The 21,609-nt window shown below is 56.6% G+C and carries 20 protein-coding genes; 17 read left to right on the forward strand and 3 right to left on the reverse strand.

Going from position 1 to position 21,609, the window contains the following annotated elements:
* Window positions 1-973: 973 nt before the first annotated feature.
* Entirely contained in the window at window positions 974-1,879 is a 906-nt protein-coding gene (locus ACMHYW_RS07420) for an alpha/beta fold hydrolase (protein WP_414499365.1), read from the forward strand.
* A 678-nt stretch (window positions 1,880-2,557) separates the two neighbouring features.
* Here ACMHYW_RS07420 and ACMHYW_RS07425 read toward each other — a convergent pair.
* Window positions 2,558-3,442 (reverse strand): flagellin, encoded by an 885-nt coding sequence (locus ACMHYW_RS07425; RefSeq protein WP_414499366.1) that lies wholly within the window; start codon window positions 3,440-3,442, stop codon window positions 2,558-2,560.
* A gap of 501 nt (window positions 3,443-3,943) precedes the next feature.
* Here ACMHYW_RS07425 and ACMHYW_RS07430 point away from each other — a divergent pair.
* Window positions 3,944-4,351 carry a hypothetical protein gene (locus tag ACMHYW_RS07430; RefSeq protein ID WP_414499367.1) on the forward strand — a complete coding sequence of 136 codons (408 nt, stop codon included), beginning with the start codon at window positions 3,944-3,946 and terminating at the stop codon, window positions 4,349-4,351.
* Between the two features lie 404 nt (window positions 4,352-4,755).
* On the opposite strand, the gene ACMHYW_RS07435 is transcribed toward ACMHYW_RS07430, so the two are convergent.
* Window positions 4,756-5,634 (reverse strand): flagellin, encoded by an 879-nt coding sequence (locus tag ACMHYW_RS07435; protein ID WP_414499368.1) that lies wholly within the window; start codon window positions 5,632-5,634, stop codon window positions 4,756-4,758.
* Between the two features lie 281 nt (window positions 5,635-5,915).
* Between ACMHYW_RS07435 and ACMHYW_RS07440 the strand changes: the two genes are divergently transcribed.
* Window positions 5,916-6,623, forward strand: coding sequence for an RNA polymerase sigma factor FliA (locus ACMHYW_RS07440; RefSeq protein WP_027705529.1), 708 nt, complete (start codon window positions 5,916-5,918; stop codon window positions 6,621-6,623).
* An 859-nt stretch (window positions 6,624-7,482) separates the two neighbouring features.
* Complete coding sequence (locus ACMHYW_RS07445) at window positions 7,483-8,466, forward strand: hypothetical protein (RefSeq protein ID WP_414499369.1); 984 nt, start codon at window positions 7,483-7,485, stop codon at window positions 8,464-8,466.
* Window positions 8,467-8,912: 446 nt separating this feature from the next.
* Here ACMHYW_RS07445 and fliE read toward each other — a convergent pair whose 3' ends face one another.
* Window positions 8,913-9,260 carry a flagellar hook-basal body complex protein FliE gene (gene fliE, locus ACMHYW_RS07450; protein ID WP_027705526.1) on the reverse strand — a complete coding sequence of 116 codons (348 nt, stop codon included), beginning with the start codon at window positions 9,258-9,260 and terminating at the stop codon, window positions 8,913-8,915.
* A gap of 316 nt (window positions 9,261-9,576) precedes the next feature.
* Between fliE and fliF the strand changes: the two genes are divergently transcribed.
* The 13 genes from fliF (at window position 9,577) to fliR (ending at window position 21,431) form a co-directional block, all read left to right on the forward strand.
* Window positions 9,577-11,325, forward strand: coding sequence for a flagellar basal-body MS-ring/collar protein FliF (gene fliF / locus ACMHYW_RS07455; protein ID WP_414499370.1), 1,749 nt, complete (start codon window positions 9,577-9,579; stop codon window positions 11,323-11,325).
* The gene (gene fliG / locus ACMHYW_RS07460) at window positions 11,303-12,328 is read left to right on the forward strand and encodes a flagellar motor switch protein FliG (protein ID WP_414499371.1); all 1,026 of its coding nucleotides are present in this window, start codon (window positions 11,303-11,305) and stop codon (window positions 12,326-12,328) included. Before fliF ends, fliG begins: the two co-directional genes overlap by 23 nt.
* On the forward strand, window positions 12,321-13,133 hold the full coding sequence (locus ACMHYW_RS07465; RefSeq protein WP_414499372.1) for a FliH/SctL family protein: 813 nt from the start codon (window positions 12,321-12,323) through the stop codon (window positions 13,131-13,133). Before fliG ends, ACMHYW_RS07465 begins: the two co-directional genes overlap by 8 nt.
* On the forward strand, window positions 13,124-14,572 hold the full coding sequence (fliI, locus tag ACMHYW_RS07470; protein ID WP_269460470.1) for a flagellar protein export ATPase FliI: 1,449 nt from the start codon (window positions 13,124-13,126) through the stop codon (window positions 14,570-14,572). The genes ACMHYW_RS07465 and fliI overlap by 10 nt, the downstream gene beginning before the upstream one ends.
* Before the next feature lie 33 nt (window positions 14,573-14,605).
* Window positions 14,606-15,055: a flagellar export protein FliJ gene (fliJ, locus tag ACMHYW_RS07475; protein ID WP_414499373.1), complete on the forward strand. Its 450-nt coding sequence runs from the start codon at window positions 14,606-14,608 to the stop codon at window positions 15,053-15,055.
* Window positions 15,056-15,135: 80 nt separating this feature from the next.
* Complete coding sequence (locus ACMHYW_RS07480) at window positions 15,136-16,575, forward strand: flagellar hook-length control protein FliK (protein WP_414499374.1); 1,440 nt, start codon at window positions 15,136-15,138, stop codon at window positions 16,573-16,575.
* 187 nt (window positions 16,576-16,762) lie between these two features.
* Window positions 16,763-17,266: a flagellar basal body-associated protein FliL gene (gene fliL, locus ACMHYW_RS07485; RefSeq protein WP_414499375.1), complete on the forward strand. Its 504-nt coding sequence runs from the start codon at window positions 16,763-16,765 to the stop codon at window positions 17,264-17,266.
* 4 nt (window positions 17,267-17,270) lie between these two features.
* A complete protein-coding gene (fliM, locus tag ACMHYW_RS07490) occupies window positions 17,271-18,341 on the forward strand; it encodes a flagellar motor switch protein FliM (protein WP_084261844.1) in 1,071 nt (356 codons plus the stop codon).
* Entirely contained in the window at window positions 18,334-18,846 is a 513-nt protein-coding gene (gene fliN, locus ACMHYW_RS07495) for a flagellar motor switch protein FliN (RefSeq protein WP_414499376.1), read from the forward strand. Before fliM ends, fliN begins: the two co-directional genes overlap by 8 nt.
* 25 nt (window positions 18,847-18,871) lie before the next feature.
* On the forward strand, window positions 18,872-19,465 hold the full coding sequence (fliO, locus tag ACMHYW_RS07500; RefSeq protein ID WP_414499377.1) for a flagellar biosynthetic protein FliO: 594 nt from the start codon (window positions 18,872-18,874) through the stop codon (window positions 19,463-19,465).
* On the forward strand, window positions 19,458-20,261 hold the full coding sequence (gene fliP, locus ACMHYW_RS07505) for a flagellar type III secretion system pore protein FliP (protein WP_414499378.1): 804 nt from the start codon (window positions 19,458-19,460) through the stop codon (window positions 20,259-20,261). The genes fliO and fliP overlap by 8 nt, the downstream gene beginning before the upstream one ends.
* A gap of 110 nt (window positions 20,262-20,371) precedes the next feature.
* Window positions 20,372-20,641, forward strand: coding sequence for a flagellar biosynthesis protein FliQ (fliQ, locus tag ACMHYW_RS07510; RefSeq protein ID WP_414499379.1), 270 nt, complete (start codon window positions 20,372-20,374; stop codon window positions 20,639-20,641).
* Between the two features lie 7 nt (window positions 20,642-20,648).
* A complete protein-coding gene (gene fliR / locus ACMHYW_RS07515; protein ID WP_414499380.1) occupies window positions 20,649-21,431 on the forward strand; it encodes a flagellar biosynthetic protein FliR in 783 nt (260 codons plus the stop codon).
* The last annotated feature ends 178 nt before the right edge of the window (window positions 21,432-21,609 follow it).

Here is a 21,609-nt window from a genome sequence, read left to right on the forward strand (position 1 = left end):
CAGATAAGCCGGGTTCGCTCACAGGGAGTGATAAAAATAAGGCAATAGAAAATTGCCCTCTTTATCCCTGAGACAGAGGAATAAAGTGATAGGGTCGCCGCAGGGTATCGAAAACGTTACAGGACAGTTGAAAGTGTTATCAGGAGTATATGGATATCGCGTTCTTTGGCAACCTTTCTTTAGTTGAGCAGTGTTATTTAAAGAACATTTTACCCACAAATACACGCAGCCGTATATTTACGATACGATTCGTTTTTATAAAAAAGAAACAATGCTTTACAATGAGTAAAAAATACCCCGCTGTTCTGTTTCAAATGTAGGCCTTATTGACCTCATCAGCCTCATTTCGCCGTGTTAAATGTCAAACAATGAGTATATTGCACATCGGGGATAATCATACCCTTAGCGGGCAACAATGCTCCGCCTAAACGATGCATTCACGGCCAGTAGACACCTGAATCATTGGCTTTTTTTCGACACGTATCATCACCAAAAAACCAAGCAATTCCAACATATAAAGTCAAGCTGTCCTAACATTCAGGATATACCACTAAAAATGAGGGGTTAAGGGGATAGCGTATGCCATAAAAAGATGGCCTCTACTCAATGACGTGATGCATGTAAAAAAGGCAGTTCATCTCTCACGCAGACCATACTAATCTATCGGTGACCACACCACTTTTCCTTACCTGTCTTCCCGAACAGTACCTCCCTTTCTGCACCAGATTCGGGTTACCCGATAAATTACAGTAAAGTATTAAAGCATCATCCCTTAACTTCGCCGCATATAGTGGATAATATCATGGCGTTATATCTTATAGGATTATTACGTAAAAGCATGAAGAAAATTCTCATATTATATTTTCATTCCTGGAGAATGGAATAACAGCGATCAGCCACTACGCTTATATAGCGGTTTGAACAGAATTGCCATATTAGTGTAAGTGCTCGATTTAATTGAAGGAGAAACATCATGCCGACGGTAACTACGGAAAAAGGCATAACGCTGGGGTATGAAACGCTCGGGGATGCGCAGGCATCGTGCGACATCGTGATGGTCACGGGGCTTGGCATACAACTGACCCGCTGGCCAAAACCGCTGCGTCAGAAACTGGCGGATAAAGGCTATCGCGTCACCTGTTTCGATAATCGTGACAGCGGGCTGTCCACGCACTACCCCAACATCGTGCTGCCAAGGCAAGGCGTGCTGGCTGATGCGCACGGCATCGCACCGGAAGACTATCAGGCACCCTATACATTAAATGATATGGCGGAAGATACAGTCGGCCTGCTGGACGCGCTGGGAATTGGCCAGGCTCATCTGGTCGGCTATTCAATGGGCAGTACCATTGCACAACTGACAGCGTGTCTTTACCCCGAACATATCCGCACAGTCACTTCTGTTATGACCAGCAGCATGAACCCGGCATTGCCCCCTTCCTCTCCCGGACTGGCCGAGGTCATGGAGCGGCATACCCCAGATCCGGTGACGGAAAGAGCGTTATATCTTGACTACAGAATGACGCTGAATAGGGCGCTTGCAGGCAATGGATGCCCTTTCGATGAAGAGTTTCACTGGGGTATCGTGCAGGATGAGCTGGAGAGAGGCTATATGAGAGGCAGCGCACGCCGGCAGTTTGCGGCCTTCGCTTCGATGGGCGATTTTAGATCATGGCTGTCTTCCATACACTGCCCCGCCTTGGTTATGCATGGCACATGCGATCCGCTGTGGCCTATCGCCTGTGCTCAGGACGTTGCTGATACGATTCCTGGCGCAATATTCAAGCCCCTCAACGGTATGGGACACGATGTGCCTTCTGTCTTTTACGGCGACGTCATTGATGAAATAGATCACTTCGTACGCCGTTACAAAGCGTAAAACCGTATTACACCACCCCAATAGAAAGCATGTTTAAGCAGCAACTCATAGCTGTACCATGCGATGTGGCATCATTGTTAAGTACTTGAGGTGCGGCTAATACCCTTAGTCTCGGAAACACTATTGTGCACCGTAGCCCGCCTCTTTCCCCTTATTTGAGTCAGCCCTTATTCAAAATATGAAGACGGATATTAGCGAGGCCCAACCCGCTCAATTATTGATCATGCCAATGACAACCGTTATCTAAGCGTCATAGACCGTGTCTTCATCATTCTTGGTCACAAATAACGACACGCCGTCCTCCTCATTCTTATCCTTGAGCGGCTTACACCAGGTTCGCCCCCTACCCCATCGCCAGTTTTCAGTGTGAAGGCCGCCCTGCTCATTGCACGGCTTCAGGAACAGCATCTCGCATCCAAAAACGACACCATGGTCATAGTCGTACAGCAGCCAAACCGTACGTCCCAATCGCTCTCAATGCAGAAACCGATGTCGCGACTACCTGCCACGAGGTAAAGAAAGCATATGGCGGACAAGGTACACCACAAACAAAACGAGCCTTCCCGAAGGAAGGCTCGCTGGACACAACGGGTACTCGAAGTGGCCCACACAGGGAGATTTTCATTCCCCTGTGGGGACACTTGGTATCCCCACAGCCACCACAAGTAATGCTCTGTATTACTTGAGCAGAGACAGTACGTTCTGCGGTACAGAGTTGGCCTGGGACAGAACGTTCTGACCAGCCTGCTGCAGGATCTGCGCGGTGCTCATTGCAGATACTTCAGATGCGTAGTCGGCATCAGAGATCTGAGATTTAGCAGCAGACAGGTTAGTAGCAGTAGCAGAGTTGCTTTCTACTGTGGATTCCAGACGGTTCTGCTGCGCACCCAGCGTACTACGAGTGCTGTCGATCGCTTTGATCTGAGCATCAAGTGTGGACAGAGCGGAATCAGAAACTTTACCGGTGCTGTCGATCAGAGCGTTACCAGCAACAGTCTGATCGTTGCCGCCTTTCAGCGTAGCAGCAGTAGAGCGAACGTCTGTCAGCGTCAGGCTGATGGTCTGACCATCGAAAGCACCGATCTGCAGTTTGGTAGTCAGCTGGTCAGAAGTCTGAGCAGTACCGGAGTAAGTGGTATCGCTGCTACCCAGCAGCTGCTTGCCGTTGAACGTGGTGTCTTTACCGATACGGTCCACTTCCTGCAGGCGAGCGTCGATTTCGTTGTTGATGCTCTGACGGTCTTCATCAGTGTAAGTACCGTTCTTCGCCTGTACGACCAGCTCACGTACACGCTGAAGGTTGTCGGTAACTGCACTCAGAGCGCTTTCAGCAGTCTGAGCCATGGACATACCATCGTTGGCGTTACGGTTAGCCTGTTTCAGACCGTTAACCTGAGAGGTCATGCGGTCAGAGATTGCCAGACCAGCAGCGTCGTCTTTGGCGCTGTTGATGCGCTGACCAGAAGACAGACGTTCGATCGCCTGGTTCTGTGCTTTCTGGGATTTGTCCAGGTTGTTCTGGGTCAGCTGGGAAAGCGTGTTGGTAGCAATTACCTGTGCCATTTTCGTGTCCTTTAAAACGCTGATATCTACACACCGGGGCTATCTATGCCTCTTGTGGTGTGGTAACGGTGACTACCGTTGCTCCAAAATTATCGGCCCGCCCTTGGGTATCTTTAAGCCAATTTCCATTCGCAATGTTGAGATATAGCTATAAGAAATGACCCACCTCGAAACTATGTTTTGCTCAAGTGCTTATAGCCCTACTAAATAGCCAGAGCATTCAGCATATTACAGGTAAGGAAACACCCACTACCTTAGCTATCCCATTGATTACTCTGCGGTACATCTTTTTTATATTGCCCCGAAAATTATCGTCTTCCGCCTGTTATATCGTGCTGAAAACCGCCCGATCGGTTACAAAAGCGGTTGAATAAGCACACTTTCATCAAGGCCAAGGCACCACACATGCCGCTATGCACCCTCGCCCTCCCTTCGAGCCCATGAAAGTGCTCAAACGTGCATTCGAGTACCCACCTTTATAAGTGATGGGGTGCGGACGCATTGTCTTTCATCACAGAACAGCGTTGGGAGTACGCCGTTCTGCCGGCCGGCTCCCCCACGGCCACCACCAAAATCGCGCTTGTCAGCGCAGATACAAAACCCAGTGACAGAACCTCTCCCCCCAGTGGGTTGGTGGGTTGGTGGGTTGGTGGGTTGGTGGGTTGGTGGGTTGGTGGGTTGGTGGGTTGGTGGGTTGGTGGGTTGGTGGGTTGGTGGGTTGGTGGGTTGGTGGGTTGGTGGGTTGGTGGGTTGGTGGGTGGCAGGTGGCAGGTGGCAGGTGGCAGGTGGCAGGTGGCAGGTGGCAGGTGGCAGGTGGCAGGTGGCAGGTGGCAGGTGGCAGGTGGCAGGTGGCAGGTGGCAGGTGGCAGGTGGCAGGTGGCAGGTGGCAGGTGGCAGGTGGGCGAATAGGAAATGGCATCCAAGCCGTTTATACAAGCGCTACCGTGCAATGCCCTACAGATAGGAGGCGCGGAATGTCCACCTCTGTGTTATGGGCATCTTTGATGCAAGAAGAAAGAGGACATGCGCTAACAAGTATAGCTAGAACGGCATGACGTATCTTTCCTGCTCGCGAAGACGATCACCGATAAATAGCCACCGAGAAGACAGAGCACACTGAATGTGTACTTGCCCTGCTTCTCTTTGCTTCTTTTTCTTCAGCTTATATTTCCTAGTGCTCATGCAAAACGGGCCTTCCCGAAGGAAGGCCCGTTGGACACAATGGATACGCGTTATGCTTCACAATGAACACGCCGCTGCGATTCATGCGGCAACACGCGGTATCTCCCTAGCCACCACAAAAAGGCTTGGCCTTATTTGAGCAGAGACAGAACGTTCTGCGGCACAGAGTTCGCCTGAGACAGCACGTTCTGACCCGCTTGCTGCAGGATCTGCGCAGTGCTCATAGCAGAAACTTCGGCAGCGTAGTCAGCGTCAGAGATCTGGGATTTAGCAGCGGACAGGTTGGTAGCCGTCGCGGCGTTGCTTTCCACTGTAGATTCCAGACGGTTCTGCTGCGCCCCCAGCGTGCTGCGAGTGCTGTCGACCGCTTTGATCTGTGCGTCGATGGTCGCCAGTGCACCATCCTGCACTTTACCCGTACTGTCGATCAGTTTGTTGCCCGCAGCCGTGTAGTCAGAGCCGTTTTTTAGCGTGCTGGCGACGGTACGGACGTCGGTCAGTTTCAGGTCGATAGTTTGACCGTCGAAGGCACCGATCTGCAGTTTGGTGGTCAGCTCCGTATCCGTCAGCGCTGTAGCGGTAGTCCCCGTGCTACCCAACAGCTGCTTCTGGTTGAAGGTGGTGTCTTTGCCGATGCGATCCACTTCTTGAAGACGCGCATCGATTTCGTTGTTGATGCTCTGACGGTCTTCATCGGTGTAGGTACCGTTAGCGGCCTGTACGACCAGCTCACGTACACGTTGAAGGTTATCCGTCACCGCCCCCAAAGCGCTTTCAGCAGTCTGCGCCATAGACATACCGTCGTTGGCGTTGCGGTTAGCCTGTTTCAGGCCGTTGACCTGCGACGTCATGCGGTCGGAAATGGCCAGACCCGCTGCATCATCTTTAGCACTGTTGATACGCTGACCTGAAGACAGACGCTCGATCGCCTGGTTCTGTGCTTTCTGAGATTTATCCAGGTTGTTCTGAGTCAGCTGAGAAAGTGTATTAGTAGCAATTACCTGTGCCATTTATTCGTTTCCTTTAAAACTGTGATGTATACACGCCACGTTTTATGGGTTGCCTTTCTATTCTTTCTTCTATGGCGCGGTAGCGATCTTCGCCGCTGCCCAAAAAGTATCGGCACCACCTTGCGAAGCTTTATCCCGTCAGATTGAAGAATATGGCATGTAAAAGCCCCCCTTTTCCGACCCTCATTATCGGAGGTGCCACCGGATAATGCGTGCCTGTGCGAATCCGTTTTGCAGAATAGAAGAAGGCTTCCATGTCATCATCAATAGGGACAGCAGATATATATACGGCCTCTGGCCGACGCGAACGTGCCGGCCTGATCTCTCAGTATCTGCCGATGGTTCGTCGACAGGCTCTGGCTTTGCAGGTACGCCTGCCCGCCAGCGTCGAGGTCGACGATCTGATCCAGGCCGGCATTGTAGGACTGATCGATGCCTATGACCGTTTCGATGCGACACAGGGGGCATCCTTTTCTACCTACGCAAGCCAACGCGTACATGGTGCGATGATCGACGAACTGCGCAGCCGCGACTGGCTACCCCGCAGTGTTCGCCGCTCCTATCGCCGTGTCGAACAGGCCATGCGCTCGCTGGAGCAGATTCTGGGTCGCTCCCCCTCTGAACGTGAGGTGGCAGATCATCTGGAAATGTCGATCAACGAGTACCGCAAGTTGATGGGCGATGCCAACGATGGGCTGTTCAGTTCTTATCAGGAAGAAAGTGACGATGAGACACTGGCCAGTGCGATTGATCCGGACCTATCGCCATACGATACGCCGGAGCAGGCCGCGACAGAGTCCGCGACGAAACAGCGTTTGATGGAAATGATCGGTCAACTGCCCGAGCGAGAACAGATGCTGTTGGCGCTTTACTACCAGGAAGAGCTCAACCTCAAGGAAATCGGAGCGGTCATGGGAATCAGTGAATCCCGTGTCAGTCAGCTTCATTCCCAGGCCGTTGCCCGCCTGCGCGTAAAGCTGAGCTGGTAACCGTTTCTCTTTCGTGATGTCGGTTCAGCGGGCCATGGGCCTGTTGGCCGAATGCAGTTGCAGGATGATGCCTCCATGGCTACGGCCAACCACCAAAAGGTGGACATGTCTCTCGTAGAGTGTCTGCCTTTTCTCCGTTCCTCTTCTGGGTAGCGACGATTCCTCTCGCCCGACCAGTTCCCCTCTTGTCTCTTCTATCCATGAAGAACGCCATGCACGACGGAAGGTGACGGCACTTTTATCAACACTCGCCCGGCACGTTGGCCACTATCCTGCACAGTAGCGATATTCCCCCCCGCCATGCCGCTTGCCGTTCACCGCTGACCTTTCTGATATGAAGCACCACCGCTACCGTGGCGATGACCGCGCACTCGCAACAGCGGTATCTTCGATTCAGCAGAGCAGCGGGGTGATACTATTCAGACCGGCATGCGTCTCGGTCGGGATGGTCAATACAGTGCTACCCCCTTTTCCCATCGCTCGGGCCTAACAATCGCTCACCTACCTACTGACAGTATTGCGCTCACTACATCAGCGGACCGTCATCTATTTCATCCTAACGCCAGGCCCAATGGACGTGCCGCCTTCCCAGCCGCCCTTTGCTTTCTGCGTGCAAATAGCCGCCACTCACTGAATCGTCGTCAGCGGCGACTTGGCCGAGCCATGGAAAGCGTTATACGGTAAACTCTACGAAACACATTGTTATAACTAAGAGCATGTTTCATAACCTCAATCCCCATATCATTGAAGGGATTTCAAACCCCAAAATTGCGGTAGACACCTTTTATTATGGAAAGAGCAAAAGTAGTTACTCAGGTTATGAAACCATCTCTAAATAAAATCATCATGAAGGGATAATATGCGCGTCATCCGATGCTGCCTGTTGAGTGCCTTTATCGGCATGTCGTCATCTGCCGAAGCGACATCGCTGAAACACACTGTGCGCCAGCCAATGAACCTGACCACCAGCGTTGTCCCAGCATCGCTCAACGGCCAACCTCATACAGAATTTGCGGAGGTCGTGACCGCCATCATAGAGGAAGACAGTTCGCCCTGGTCGCGCGATTGGCAGCCTCATTTGCCGCTGATCTGGCAGACGCGCGTCACACCGTCCCATGCACAGTCCAGAGAAATACGCATGGGCTATCTCCGCATGGACATAGCGGGCAAAACCGCGACCTTGCGTCACGATGTCCACCAAGAGCTGGGCTGGCAATTGGCACTAATGACGGATAACCCCACCGCCGATGTGCCCGGGTGGATTCGGCTTCGGGCTGACGGTTGCTATGGCGATGCTGACACCAACTGTACCTTCGACCCATTACCGTCGCTGGACAGAAAAGGCATTCGCCATTATCTGCTCTGTGCCGCCGCGCCTGACTATGACGGCGGAACGCTTTCCTATCTGCTTCAGTCTGATCATCATGCCGATGTACTGATGACCATCAGCAACGATATCGTCAACAATGGCGTGAGCCATACACTGACCTTCAGTCGCCGCCGCATGGACATGCCGTGTGGCCCATCGGCAGAGGAAGGCTCGGAACTGTCGCTCGACGATGGCGCCGATACGGAAAGCAGCGACCGCGCCATGAAGCCTTACGCAGCCGTCGCCAAACGCGCTTTCCAGAACATCACGCCGCAGCGCACGCCGGCAGCACATCGCTGCCAGATCGACCTGTACGTCGACCGTGATGGCTCGTTTGCGACAGCACTGGCCCAGCGTGAAGATGACAACGCTGAGCTGTGTGGCCGCGGTATTGAAGCATTGCGGGCCGCTCGCTACCCCACCAATCCCTCGGGCAAGATCATCCACCTCAAGACGATGATTACTCGGCAATAGAGGCATGGATATATCATGAGGTTGCCGCCGTGCGGCGCTGACACCTTATGCAACAATGTCTATCGTAAAGGCGTTATATATAAGAGCATGTCTCATAACCCCAATACCCATGTCATTGAAGGCACTTCACACCCCAAAATTGCGGTAGACACCTTTTATTGTACAAAGGGCAAAAGCAATCACTCAGGCGATGAAACAGTCTCTAAGTAACGGGGCCAAGCCTATATAGCACTCTTTAAATAGCCCCCCACAACGCGCATAGCCCCGGCAGTCTTGAGACCGCAGGGGCTATGGGGGATTCACTGCCGCCAAGGGATCATCCTTGTCTTTGCTCATGGCGCCGGACATGTTCCCGCAACGCCAAGGCCTGCCTTTCCATCAAGCGTGTTCGCTCCTGGAAACGCAGGATGCCGATATCGCGCTCATCATGCAGGCCCCTCAGGGGATCACACCTGCATGTTCATGATTTCCTTGTACGACGTCACTACCTTGTTGCGCACTTCAACGCCCATCTGCAGCGCCAGACTGCCTTTCTGCATATCGACCATCACATCGTTGAGCTGGACGTTCTTGTCGCCACGCGCATAGGCCTGTCCCTTGGCATCGGCGCTCTTGCGCATGCCGTCAATACGGTCCAGTGAGTTCTTGAGGGTATCGGAAAAGCTCAGCCCTTCCTGCGCGTTGCTGATCTGTGCCGCACTGTTCTGTGCTGACCCGATCGTGTTGCCTGCCTGCAGCGATGTCGACTCCAACATCTGCAGTACGTTCTGCATGCCTACGCCTGAAATGGCCATGGCCTCGTCTCCTGTTTCTTCGATCGACTGATGACGGAATGAATGAAACGCAAAGGCCGGAATCGACCGCCACACGCGGTCTCCGGAGGTCGGGGCAAGCCTAGCATTCTCAAGGTATCGCTAAAGAACGGAATAAAGTTCAAATCACGGCCTATTCAGCCCATCACTGCCTGCGTAAGCACGAATAATAGTCACCATCCGATCTTGCCTTGTGCATATGTACTGATGGCGCACAGGGACAATCAATAAAGAAATACAGACCTCGGAGTGGCATGTCTTTCACCATCGCCGTTTCATTGACGCCAGGAGCAGACGCATGAGCAGCACGACGGCCTCAGCCAGAACTGCTTTGACGCAACGGGCAGAAGAACTGCTCAAGCGTATTCGCCAGATCCCTTACCTATCCTTAGTGATGGCCGTTGCAGCTGCTGCCGCGGTCTTGTTGGTCATTTTGCTGTGGGCCAGAAGCCCCGACTACAAGACCCTGTTCAGCAATCTGTCGGACACAGATGGCAGTGCCATCGTCACTCAACTCGATCAGATGAAGGTGCCTTATCGGTTAGCCGCTAACGGTTCGACCATCATGATCCCTTCCGGCCAGGTGGATGAAGTTCGCCTTGCGCTGGCGGGTCAAGGCTTGCCCAAGGCCAGCGGCGTCGGGTTCGAGCTGATGGACAAGCAGGCTTTCGGTATCAGTCAGTTCGCCGAACACGTTAACTACCAGCGTGCGCTGGAAGGTGAGCTGGCGCGCTCCATCGAAACGGTTGATGCCGTAGAGAAGGCGCGTGTGCATCTGGCCATTCCCGCCCCGTCCGTGTTCGTACGCGACCGCCGCAAGCCCAGCGCGTCCATCGTCGTACACCTGCGTTCAGGCCGTACGCTGGATCAGAGCCAAGTGGCTGCCATCACGCACTTGGTCTCCAGCAGCGTCAGCGAAATGCCCAACGATGCGATCAGCATCGTGGACCAGCGCGGTGAACTACTGACCAAGAACGGCAACCCCGACAGCATCGATGATGCCCAGTTCAAGTACACCCAGCAGATCGAGCGTGAATATCAGAAGCGCCTCGAATCTATTCTGGGCGCCATGATGGGGCCGGAGAACGTTCGTGCCGTGGTCACTGCCGATGTCGACTTCTCGCGCGCCGAGCATACGCAGGAACTCTACGATCCCAACAGCGATCCGAAACGTACCGCACTGCGCAGCCAGCAGACCAGCGAATCCCGCCAGGTCGGCAGCACGGCCGTTGGCGGCGTTCCGGGCGCGATCAGCAATCAGCCTCCCGGCACAGCGGCTTCTCCGATCAACGCACAGGATCAGCAGACCACCCGCATTGAGCCGCCGAACAGCACGCGCCGCGATCAGACCAGCAACTACGAAGTCAACCGCACGATCCGTCACGTACAGGAACAGCGCGGTGTCGTAAAACGCCTGTCCGTCGCCGTTGTCGTCAACTACCGCCCTGCTCCGGCCAAACCGGCCACGGCAGACGCGCCTGCTGCACCGACCGAACAGAAGGACGGCAACACAGCGCAGCCTCAGCAGACGACACCCGCGACCGAAGCGGCACCTGAAGAAGGTCAGCCGATCGCACTCGACGCCGCAACGATGGACCGCATCAAGCGCGTGGCACGTGAAACCATGGGCTACTCCGAAGCCCGCGGCGACAGTCTCGAAATCGTCAATGCACCGCTGACACCGACCGTCGATGAAGACACGACACCGTGGTGGGAAAACCCGCTGCTCGCAGGCTTCCTGAGCAACTATGGCCGCTACATCGTGTACGCCATCATCGCTTGGCTGCTGTGGCGCAAACTGGTTCGCCCGCACTGGCTGCGCTACCGCGATCGCCTCGAACAGCAGCGCCGTCTGCAGGAGCTGACCGCTCAGGAAGAAGAAGAGGAAGAGGACGACGATACCGAATTCGAACGCGAAGTCGCCCAGATCAAACGTCAGCAGCATGAGAACCGTATTCGTGACGTTCGTGAACGTGCACGCCAGGATCCAAGCCTGATTGCCATGATTCTGAAAGGATGGATGCATGAAAGCGAAGACAAAAAATAAGTCCATTGACATGACGCCTGGACTTGAGCGCAGCGCCATCCTGATGCTGACGCTCGAAGAAGATACCGTCGTCGAGGTGTTCAAGCACCTCGGCATCAAGGACATGCAGTTGCTGAGCCGTGCCATGGTGCAGATCGGCCAGATATCGAACGAGAAGGTCGGCGAAGCGCTGCACATGTTCAACGACGAAGTGGATCAGTACAGCGCACTCAGCATCAACTCGTCGGACCATGTGCGCACGATCCTGCTCAAAACCTTGGGCGAAGACCGTGCCAACAGCCTCATGGAAGAGATCTTCGATCCAGAGGAAGAAGAAGAAAGTGGCGTTCAGGCGCTCGACAGCATGGAACCGGCCATGGTGGCCGAAATCATCCGCGACGAACATCCGCAGATCATCGCCACCATCATCATTCATCTGTCGCGCGGTCAAGCGGCCGACGTACTGGCGCTGTTCGACAGCGCGCTGCGTAACGATATCTTGCTGCGCATCGCGACCTTCAACAGCGTTCAGCCGGCCGCCATGGCAGAACTCAACGAGGTACTGGGCGGCATGCTGAGCGGCAAGCAGATCAAGCGTGGTCGTATCGGCGGTATCCATCCGACGGCCGAGATCCTCAACATGATGAACGGCTCCGACGAAGAGGAAGCCCTCGACGCGCTGCGCAACTACAACGAAGAGTTGGCCCAGCAGATCGTCGACGAAATGTTCGTCTTCGCCAACCTGTTGGATATCGACGGCCACTCTATCCAGCGCCTGCTGCAGGACATCGACAGCAACACGCTGGTCATCGCGCTCAAGGGCGCCGCCGACGACCTCAAGGAACACTTCCTTGGCAACATGTCGTCCCGTGCTGGCGAGCTGCTGCGTGAAGAGATGGAAATGCGCGGCCCGATCCGCCTGTCTCAGGTAGAGGCCGAGCAGAAGAAAATCGTCGATCTGGCCCGTCGTCTTGCAGACAACGGCGAGATCGTGATCAGCAAAGGCGAAGAAGCGTATGTCTGAATCTGCTCGCATACTCGCCCAGCACGCTCAGAAAGACAGCCTGACGACGTCATGGCATCGCTGGGACATGAAACCCCTCGATCTGGCCGAAGAAGAGAAGGAACGGCATTCACGGACAAACCGCGCCAGCAACAATGGCGCGGCTTCCGATACGCCGCCTGATCAGACGCCGGCACCGACGACACTGGCCGACCGCATTCCCGATCCCAATGAGGAACGGGCCATTGATATGCGCCGCCAGCTGTTCGAGATCGCCAAGAAGGAAGCCGAAGACCGCGCGTGGAAGGCCGCCTACGAAGCGGGCTATCAGGCGGGCTTCGACAGCGGTGAACAGGACGCTCGCTCTCGCGCGGAAGCGGCGCTCGACGCACGTCTGGCCGGTCATATCGAACATATTGAGGTGCTGATCCGTCAGTTCCGCCATGCCCTGCACGACTACAGCCAGCGCCAGACGCAGGCCGTTACCGAGCTGGCACTGGAAACTGGACGCCAACTGGCCGGTGAAGCGCTCACTCTTCGCCCCGAGCAGATCGTCGCGGATGTCGACGCAATGCTGGAGGAAGAAGGCCACACCGCCGATGTACTGCGTATCTACCTGCATCCGGACGATTACACGCTAGTGCACGATCACTTGCAGGACACGTTGAAACAAACAGGCTGGCAGCTGCGCAGCGATCACCAGCTGGCCCGCGGCGACTGCCGTCTGGAAACCGAACAGCAGACGACGCTGAGCACCCATGCAGAACGCTGGCAACGCCTGATGCACGCCGTTCATCTCAAGGAGGACTGGAGTCCATGTCAGTAGCGGATCACCCCTCCTCGACGGCTATCGAGGACGCCGATGCGCACGATGCGCTCTGGCAGACGGCCTATCCCGACGATGCGCGCTTCATGCAATCGCTGTTCGAAGAACGACTGACCTCGCTTGCTGCTACCACTTCCGCCGTTCACGCCCTGCCCCGCACCACCACCACAGGCCGCCTGCTGCGCGCGACCGGTCTCGTGCTGGAAGCTGCTGGGCTCAAGCTGCCGCTGGGATCGACCTGCATGGTCGAGCTAGCGGATGGTGCGGGCATGGCCGAAACCGAAGTGGTGGGTTTTACTCGCGATACGCTGTACCTGATGCCGTATGAAGAAACGGCCGGGCTGGTGCCCGGTGCTCGCGTCTGGACCAACGACTCCTATCACGGCCGCCAGAAGGTGCTGCCCGTCGGCACCAATATGCTCGGTCGCGTCGTCGATGCCCGCGGCGAACCACTGGACGGCAAAGGTCCGCTGGTCGATGTGCGTCGTGTATCGCTCAACTCCCCCATTCTTAACCCGCTGCAGCGTGCCCCTATCAAACAGGTGCTCGATGTAGGCGTGCGCGCCATCAACGGCATGCTGACCGTCGGCAAAGGCCAACGGCTTGGTCTGTTCGCAGGCTCCGGTGTCGGCAAGAGCGTACTGCTCGGCATGATGGCCCGCTTCACACAGGCCGATGTCATCGTGGTCGGGCTAATCGGTGAGCGTGGCCGAGAGGTGAAGGATTTCATCGAAGAAGTGCTGGGGACGGAAGGTCTGGAACGCTCAGTCGTGGTTGCGGCACCGGCCGACAACTCACCACTGCTGCGCCTGCAAGGGGCGGCCTATGCTACCCGCCTTGCCGAAGACTACCGCGATCAGGGGCTGGACGTGCTGCTGATTATGGATTCCCTGACCCGCTATGCCATGGCCGTGCGTGAAATCGCGCTGGCTATCGGCGAACCACCGGCCACCAAAGGGTATCCACCATCCGTCTTCGCACGCCTGCCGGCTCTGGTCGAGCGCGCCGGTAACGATGCGCCCGGCAAAGGCACCATGACGGCGTTCTATACGGTACTGACCGAAGGGGATGACCAGCAGGATCCGATCGCCGACTCGGCGCGCGCGATCCTCGACGGCCACTTCGTCCTCAACCGCAGTCTGGCGGAAGCCGGCCACTATCCGGCGATCGACATTGAAGCCTCGATAAGCCGTGCCATGACGGCCCTGATCGACGATCAGCACTTCAGCAATGTGCAGTATATAAAACAACTGATGTCGCGCTATCAGCGTAACCGCGACCTGATCAACGTCGGTGCCTATGCCGCTGGCAGCGACCCGATGCTCGATCAGGCGATCCAGAAATACCCTCAAATAGAGGCGTATCTCAAACAAGGCATCAACGAGCGAGCCGATGTGGCGTCGTCCATTCAGGGACTGGCGACACTGCGCGCCTCGTGATGCGGCGCGACTTGACACTGGGAGAAGATCGACATGGCCAAGGCCACTTCATCACTTGATGTGCTGATCGATCTGGCCGAGGAACGGCTGGATATCGCCAGCCGCACGCTCGGCCACTGCCGCGCCGAACAGCAGCGCTGTGAAACGCAGCTGCAGCAGATCGAGCACTACCTGACGCAGTACCGTCAGGGACTCAATCAGCTGGGCATGGCCGGTGCACCGGCCAAACGCTTTGCACAGCAGCAGGCATTCATCGAATCGCTCGACTCGACACGCAAGCAGCAGCTGATCCAGCTGGATGCGGCGTGCCAACGCGTCGAACGCGCCCTGACCCACTGGCAGGAAGTGAAGCGCGAGACCAACGCCTATGACGTGCTGCGCAAGCGACGCGAACAGGCGGCGCTGGCCCGCGAGAAACGCCTCGATCAGCGCCTGATGGATGAATATGCCAGCCGTGCGCGCAGTGTCATGAGCGGCACCTGATACCTCTTCTGCGTCATGACTACCGGCCGCAAGGCCGGTAGTGCCTTTATATCCACTGCATTTGCAACAGAGAGCCTTCCATGTCTACCGGTTCGTTTTCCATTACGTCGGTACTGCCTGCTGCATCTACGCCCCCATCGGCGTCCGCCCCGGTATCTGCCGGGGAGTCGAACGGCTTCAGCACGCTGTACCAGAACACCCTGAACGACGCATCGACCACGCAGGAAAAGGCGTCGACATCAGCATCGAACGCGCCTGCTGCCGCGACCACGCACGAAGAAGACCGTGCAAAAGCGATCACGCTGGCCAGCGCCGACAGCAAGACCAACGCACAGCACGCCGCAGCACAGCGTCGCGACAAGCACCTGACAACAGCGGATTCCGAAGCGGCCTCGACTCAAGCCGCACGCCGTCGTTCGACACAGCAGGCGGACACCACCGACGACGAAGCGGCCAATGACATTCTGGCGTCGATGGCCGTCGAGCAGATGATGACGGGCGACACGCAGCAGGCAGTGCAAAGCACGCTGACCGCTCAGACAACGGCACCGCAGAAAGGGCTTGAGCCGGTGACCGCGGCAGCCACGACCGTCACGTCGACCACTACACAGGCCAGCGATGCCCGCAATGAAGCATTGCAGCAGGCACTGGCCCTTCAGCAGCTGGTCGATCAGAAGCGCAGCGATCAGACCAGTGCCGCAGGCAGCGCCGAAGCCCTGAAGGCAACGGCTCAGAGCACTACCGTTCAGGAAGGCAGTACAGCAGAACGCCGCACGGCAACACCCTTCTCGCTGGACAATGCCAGTTCATCCGACCGTACGCGTACCCGTACACCGGTCACAACATCGCAGAACGCAACGTCCGCACTCAACCAGACCGCCCAAGCCGCGGCGCAACTGGCCAATGACGAACGCGACGTCGATGCATCGTCGTCACGCTCGCAGGCGGACTTCGGACTCCAGAACGCCATCAGCCAGACAACCAGCGGCAACGGTAGCGCTGCCCAGGCAGCCAGTGCCGCCGCCACGATGCCATCCATTGATAGCGATCACTGGAATCAGGCTCTGGCCTCTCATATTTCGACCATGAGCCGTCTGGATCAAGGGCAGACCACGCTGACACTGGCACCGGCTTCGCTGGGATCACTCGAAGTCAGCCTGCAGATGGATCGCGGCCAAGCCGACATCCAGTTCGTGACTCACTCCCGTCAGGCACATGATGCGCTGACCTCGTCGGTCAACGCACTGCACCACGCACTGGCCGACCAGGGCATCCAGCTGCAAAACGTCAGTGTCGTCGAGCACAACCCAGATGCGGGCCAGCAGACGTCCCAGCAACAGCACGCGTTCAGTGGCATGGCCTCCGACCAGCAGCCATCACAGCAGTCGTCCTATCAGACGCACGAACAGGCCGCTGCACCCGACACGGCCGCACTCTCTACACATGAAGAACCTGCCGATGCCGCCACGGCATCCAGCACGTCAACGAGCACCGCTCACGGCCTTCGCGCGACGGCCTGAGCCTGTACGGGCAGCGTCTGCTGCCCGGCTGCACTGCCCTGCTAACTGGGGTGGTGCAGCGTTCAACACGCCGCAGAGACGGCGCGCATAAAACGCTGATCTGGCTATATATCGCCGTGCTGTTCAGCTCATGCCGAACAGACAAGATTGCCTAGTATTGAACCAACTCTTCAGGGTAGAGAGCACCATGTCCAACGAATCCGTCAACACCACGCCTGCACGTCGCGGCTTCATTTCGACCCTTATGCTGGCGCTTGTGATCATCATCATAGCGGCTGGCGCAGGTGCCGGTGGCTACTGGTACCTCTTCGGTCGGCACACTGCCGCTGCTCCTCAGCAGCATGTCGTCGTCGAACAGCCTTCCGTCGTTCAGGTGAAACCACCGGTATACACCGAGTTGAAACCGTTCACTGTCAATTTGAATGATACCGAAGGCCGTATGCTGTATGTCGGGTTGTCGCTTCAGGTCAGTGATGATGAAGCTGTCAAGGCGCTGACCCAGCATCTGCCTGAAGTGCGCAATCGCATCCTGATGTTGCTGTCCAGTCAGAAAGCCGACAACCTGAGCACGCCTCAGGACAAGGAACGACTGGCCAACGAGATCCGCGAAGCCCTCATGGCACCCTTCGACACCTCGGCGATCGCCATCAACGTCCGCCAGGTCCTTTTCACCGACTTCATAGTCCAGTGATCCCATGAACGACGACTTGCTTTCGCAGGAGGAGATCGACGCGCTGCTCAATGACGTGAGCGGCGAAGAAAAGTCGAACTCCAACGAGCCTGAACGCTTCAACGGCAAGCTCATTCGTCGGTTCGATCCTTCCACGCAGCAGCGTACGATCCGTACCCGTCTGCAGGACATGGATACGATCAACGAAAGCTTTGCCCGTCGATTACGCCTGACATTGGAAGATCTGCTGCGCCGTGGTGGTGATATTTCCGTCAAGCCGCAGCAGCTCATCCAACTCAAGAAATACAGCGATTTCACTCGCTCGCTGCCGGTGCCTTCCAGCATCAACCTGATCAGCATGGCACCGCTGGTAGGGAACACGGTTATCGTGTTTCCTCCCGAGCTGATCCTGATGACGGTCGACAGCCTGTTCGGCGGTGATGGACGACTGGCGCTGCGTGCGGAAGGACGCGACTTCACCCGTACCGAACAGCGCATCATCAACCGTATCGTCGAGAGCGTGCTGGAAACGTACCAAGAAGCGTGGGAAGGGTTCTTCCCAATCACCCCCACGCATCAGCGATCGGAAACACAGGCGCGCTTCGCCAACATCGTCGATACGCCCAGTGAACTGGTCGTCGACTCGATCTTTCGACTGGAGTTCGGCAACTTCGAATGTGATTTCCACATTTGCATGCCCTACTCCATGATCGAACCGATCAGCGGCAGCAATACCAACAATGAAGACGAGCAGGCCCGCCTGAAACGTCTGAGCCAAGAAGTGACCCAGTCCGACGTCGAGCTGGTGGCCCACTTCGTGGACATCGAGACCACTATCGGTCGTCTGATGAATCTCAGGGAAGGCGACATTCTGCCCATCGAACTGCCCACGGACATTTCGGTGGAAGTCGACGGTGTAGCGGTGATGACCAGCGAATACGGCACCATCGAAGACCGTAAGGCATTGCGCGTCAACCATCTTATTGACCACCATGCCCCCGCTGGCGAAGACCTGGCTCACCTTGGCGGCCGCAAGCGCAAGGCGAAGGGCGAACGATTGTCATCGATTGTCGAGAAGGACTCCATTCATGAGTGACGAACAGAACCAAGACGCCCAGGAACAGTCGGAACTCGACGATATCTGGGGTGCTGCCATGGCAGAACAGGGCGCCACTGGCGACGCTTCTGCCGAAGAAGAAACTACGGAAGCGGCGGCCGAACCTGCTGAGCCGTCCGAAGAAGCGGCTTCAGCTCCGGCTGCGACGCCCGCCGATGCCGACGTATTCCGCCCGCTGAGCGAAAGCAAAGGCAGCGAGCCGTCTCTGAACGCGGCACCGCGCGAGCTGGAAATGGTGATGGAAATTCCCGTCACGCTTTCCGTCGAGCTGGGGCGTACACGTCTAAGCATCCGCGAGCTGCTGGATCTGGCGAAAGGCTCCATCGTAGAGCTTGAAGGTCTGGCCGGTGAGCCGATGGACATCATGATCAATGGCTACCTCATCGCTCAAGGTGAAGTCGTCGTGATCGAAGACAGCTACGGTATCCGCGTTTCCGACATCATTACTCCGGCCGAACGCCTGCAGCGCCTCAACAAGCGCTGATGCACCGTCAGGACACTGCGAGCCCATGACTCAGCCATCTGTCGTACCGTCTCAGACATCGTCCGAGACGCTCACAACGCCTGCCACCTCTGTGGCAGGCGCTGCCGTAGTAGCCCCCAAAGCGAACGGCTCCTTGAATGCCCACACTACCCAGCCTTCCCCCGCCCTCGACTGGTCAACCTCAACGGCCAGTACGCCGGGACTGAGCGACACCCTTCATGTTGCCGGGGGACTGGCCATCGTCATCGCCTTTATCTTCGGATTGGGGCTGCTGGTGAAACGCCTGTCCTCCGGCTCAATGCGCCGCGGCGGACAGCGGGTGCTGAAGACCATTGATACACAGGCGGTCGGCAACAAGGAACGCATCGCCGTAATGGAAATCAACGACACTTGGCTGGTCGTCGGCATTTCACCGCAAGGCATCACCGCGCTGCACTCAATGCCGCGCCCCGATGAACCTCAAGCGGATGTTGCCGCTACTGATGCAGCACCGCGCACCGGCATGCCCTTCTCGCAAGCGCTGCGCGAAGCGGCACGCCAGACCTTCGGTCGCAAGGATGCCCGCGGCCGCACCACCACCGATCGTGATTCTCATGATGACAGGAACGATCATGCCTAGCCTTCGTATGCCCCGTCTCCTTTCCTTTGCTGTGGCCCAGCGCAGCAGCCTCTGGACGCTGGCCATCGCCACTGCCCTGCTGCTGGTGATGATCGCCATACCGGCCCATGCCGCTGGCACCTCGCCGGCCAGCATCGTTAGCCACCCGACCGGCAACGGTGGACAGTCGTGGTCGGTTCCGATTCAAACACTGGTCATCCTCACCTCGATGACCTTTATCCCCATTGCCCTGCTGATGATGACCTCGTTCACGCGCATCGTGATCGTCTTCAGCCTGCTGCGTACGGCGATGGGGACCAACAGCTCGCCGCCCAACCAAGTGCTGATCGGGCTGTCGCTGTTCTTGACCTTCTTCATCATGTCGCCCGTATTTTCTCAAGTCTACGATCAGGCCTATGCACCGCTGGCCGCCGACAAGATCACCTTCCAAGAAGCGATCGAACGCGGCGCGGGCCCTGTACGTACCTTCATGCTGCACCAGACCCGCGAATCGGACATTGCCATGCTGGCCCGCATCGCCGACATGCCTGAGTTTCATTCCCCGGATGATGTGCCGATGCGTGTTCTGATGCCAGCCTTCGCCCTTAGCGAGCTGAAAAGCGCCTTCCAGATCGGCTTCATGATCTTCATTCCGTTTTTGGTCATCGACCTAGTCGTGGCCAGTGTACTAATGGCGTTGGGGATGATGATGGTGCCGCCTACCACCATATCGCTGCCCTTCAAGCTGATGCTGTTCGTGCTGGTCGACGGGTGGAGCCTGCTGGTGGGGTCACTGGCCCAAAGCTTTTATATGTAGATACCGCGGCCGGGTAGACCGTAAGACGATGCTGATGTGAACCTCTTTCGCACCAGCTCACGGCAGAGCACCTTTGCGTGCTCTGCCTTTGCAATAAGGAATTCGTAGCGATGACGCCGGAAACCGTAATACACCTTGGCTACCAAGCCATGAAACTGACCCTGATCGTTTCGGCCCCGATTCTGCTGACGGCCTTGGCCGTGGGTCTGCTGGTGAGCCTGTTCCAGGCCGCCACTCAGATCAACGAAATGACGCTGTCGTTTATTCCCAAGATCCTGGCAATCGTGGCCATCATCATTCTGACCGGACCGTGGATACTGGGCACACTGGGCGATTTCACCCGCAATCTGTTCCACGAAATTCCGCAGATGATCGGGTAAGCCAGTCATGATTGAGGTTACCGAAGCCCAGCTGTATGGCTGGATCATTATGTACGTCTGGCCGTTCTTTCGACTGGTAGCGATGTTCAGCGTGGCCCCCTTGTTCGGTGAGCGCAGCGTACCGGTCAAGTTCAAAGTCGGGCTGGCGGCCATCCTCGCCATCCTGATTGCCCCCGTGCTTCCTCCTGCGCCCACGGTCGGCCCCACTTCCTTTGCCGGCCTGCTGATCATCGTGCAGCAAGTACTGATTGGTCTGGCACTGGGCTTCGTGATGAAGATGGTCTTCCTGGCCATTCAGACCGCAGGGGAAATGATCGGTCTGCAGATGGGGCTGTCGTTCGCCTCGTTCTTCAGCCCAGACGTAGGCAGCAGTAACGTGCTGTCACGCTTTCTGAACGTGACCGCCATCCTGATGTTCTTGAGCTTCAACGTGCATCTGATGGTGCTGGAAATGCTGGTCGAATCGTTCCAATGGATTCCCATCGGCTCACCGCTGATGAGTAGTGGCGGCTGGTGGCAATTGGCAACCTTCGGCGGTTTCCTGTTTTCAGCGGGCCTGACACTGGCCCTGCCGATCATGACCGCACTGCTGATGATCAACTTGGCCATGGCCGTACTCAACCGCGTTGCCCCACAGTTTTCCATCTACTCCGTGGGATTTGCCATCACTCTACTATCAGGATTGGTGCTGATGACCGCCATGCACGCCGGCTTCGGCCCCTTGTTCGCTCGCTTCTTCGAAGCCGGACTGCACACCATGCGCGACGTCTCGATACTGATGGCACCGTAGACTCACCCAGCGTCCGCACGCGATATGGGCATGCCCCACACCCCGCCGCATCAACGATTTTTTAATGAAAAGGCCCGCCTTCACTCCTATGAAGCGGGCCTTTTCATTTCAGGCTTATCGTACTAATAACGTGTTTCATACCCTCAACACCCATGTTATTGAAGGGACTTCAAACCAC

Origin of the sequence: Zymobacter sp. IVIA_12111.31 C1, assembly GCF_047495495.1 — a bacterium.
GTDB lineage: Bacteria > Pseudomonadota > Gammaproteobacteria > Pseudomonadales > Halomonadaceae > Zymobacter.

Coding starts and splice junctions, on each gene's coding strand:
- fliN (WP_414499376.1), top strand. CDS start 18,334: ATGAGTGACGAACAGAACCAAGACGCCCAGGAACAGTCGGAACTCGAC.
- fliF (WP_414499370.1), top strand. CDS start 9,577: ATGAGCAGCACGACGGCCTCAGCCAGAACTGCTTTGACGCAACGGGCA.
- fliR (WP_414499380.1), top strand. CDS start 20,649: ATGATTGAGGTTACCGAAGCCCAGCTGTATGGCTGGATCATTATGTAC.
- ACMHYW_RS07435 (WP_414499368.1), bottom strand. CDS start 5,634: ATGGCACAGGTAATTGCTACTAATACACTTTCTCAGCTGACTCAGAAC.
- ACMHYW_RS07420 (WP_414499365.1), top strand. CDS start 974: ATGCCGACGGTAACTACGGAAAAAGGCATAACGCTGGGGTATGAAACG.
- fliP (WP_414499378.1), top strand. CDS start 19,458: ATGCCTAGCCTTCGTATGCCCCGTCTCCTTTCCTTTGCTGTGGCCCAG.
- fliO (WP_414499377.1), top strand. CDS start 18,872: ATGACTCAGCCATCTGTCGTACCGTCTCAGACATCGTCCGAGACGCTC.
- ACMHYW_RS07465 (WP_414499372.1), top strand. CDS start 12,321: ATGTCTGAATCTGCTCGCATACTCGCCCAGCACGCTCAGAAAGACAGC.
- fliG (WP_414499371.1), top strand. CDS start 11,303: ATGAAAGCGAAGACAAAAAATAAGTCCATTGACATGACGCCTGGACTT.
- fliE (WP_027705526.1), bottom strand. CDS start 9,260: ATGGCCATTTCAGGCGTAGGCATGCAGAACGTACTGCAGATGTTGGAG.
- ACMHYW_RS07425 (WP_414499366.1), bottom strand. CDS start 3,442: ATGGCACAGGTAATTGCTACCAACACGCTTTCCCAGCTGACCCAGAAC.
- fliJ (WP_414499373.1), top strand. CDS start 14,606: ATGGCCAAGGCCACTTCATCACTTGATGTGCTGATCGATCTGGCCGAG.
- ACMHYW_RS07445 (WP_414499369.1), top strand. CDS start 7,483: ATGCGCGTCATCCGATGCTGCCTGTTGAGTGCCTTTATCGGCATGTCG.
- fliI (WP_269460470.1), top strand. CDS start 13,124: ATGTCAGTAGCGGATCACCCCTCCTCGACGGCTATCGAGGACGCCGAT.
- fliL (WP_414499375.1), top strand. CDS start 16,763: ATGTCCAACGAATCCGTCAACACCACGCCTGCACGTCGCGGCTTCATT.
- fliM (WP_084261844.1), top strand. CDS start 17,271: ATGAACGACGACTTGCTTTCGCAGGAGGAGATCGACGCGCTGCTCAAT.
- fliQ (WP_414499379.1), top strand. CDS start 20,372: ATGACGCCGGAAACCGTAATACACCTTGGCTACCAAGCCATGAAACTG.
- ACMHYW_RS07480 (WP_414499374.1), top strand. CDS start 15,136: ATGTCTACCGGTTCGTTTTCCATTACGTCGGTACTGCCTGCTGCATCT.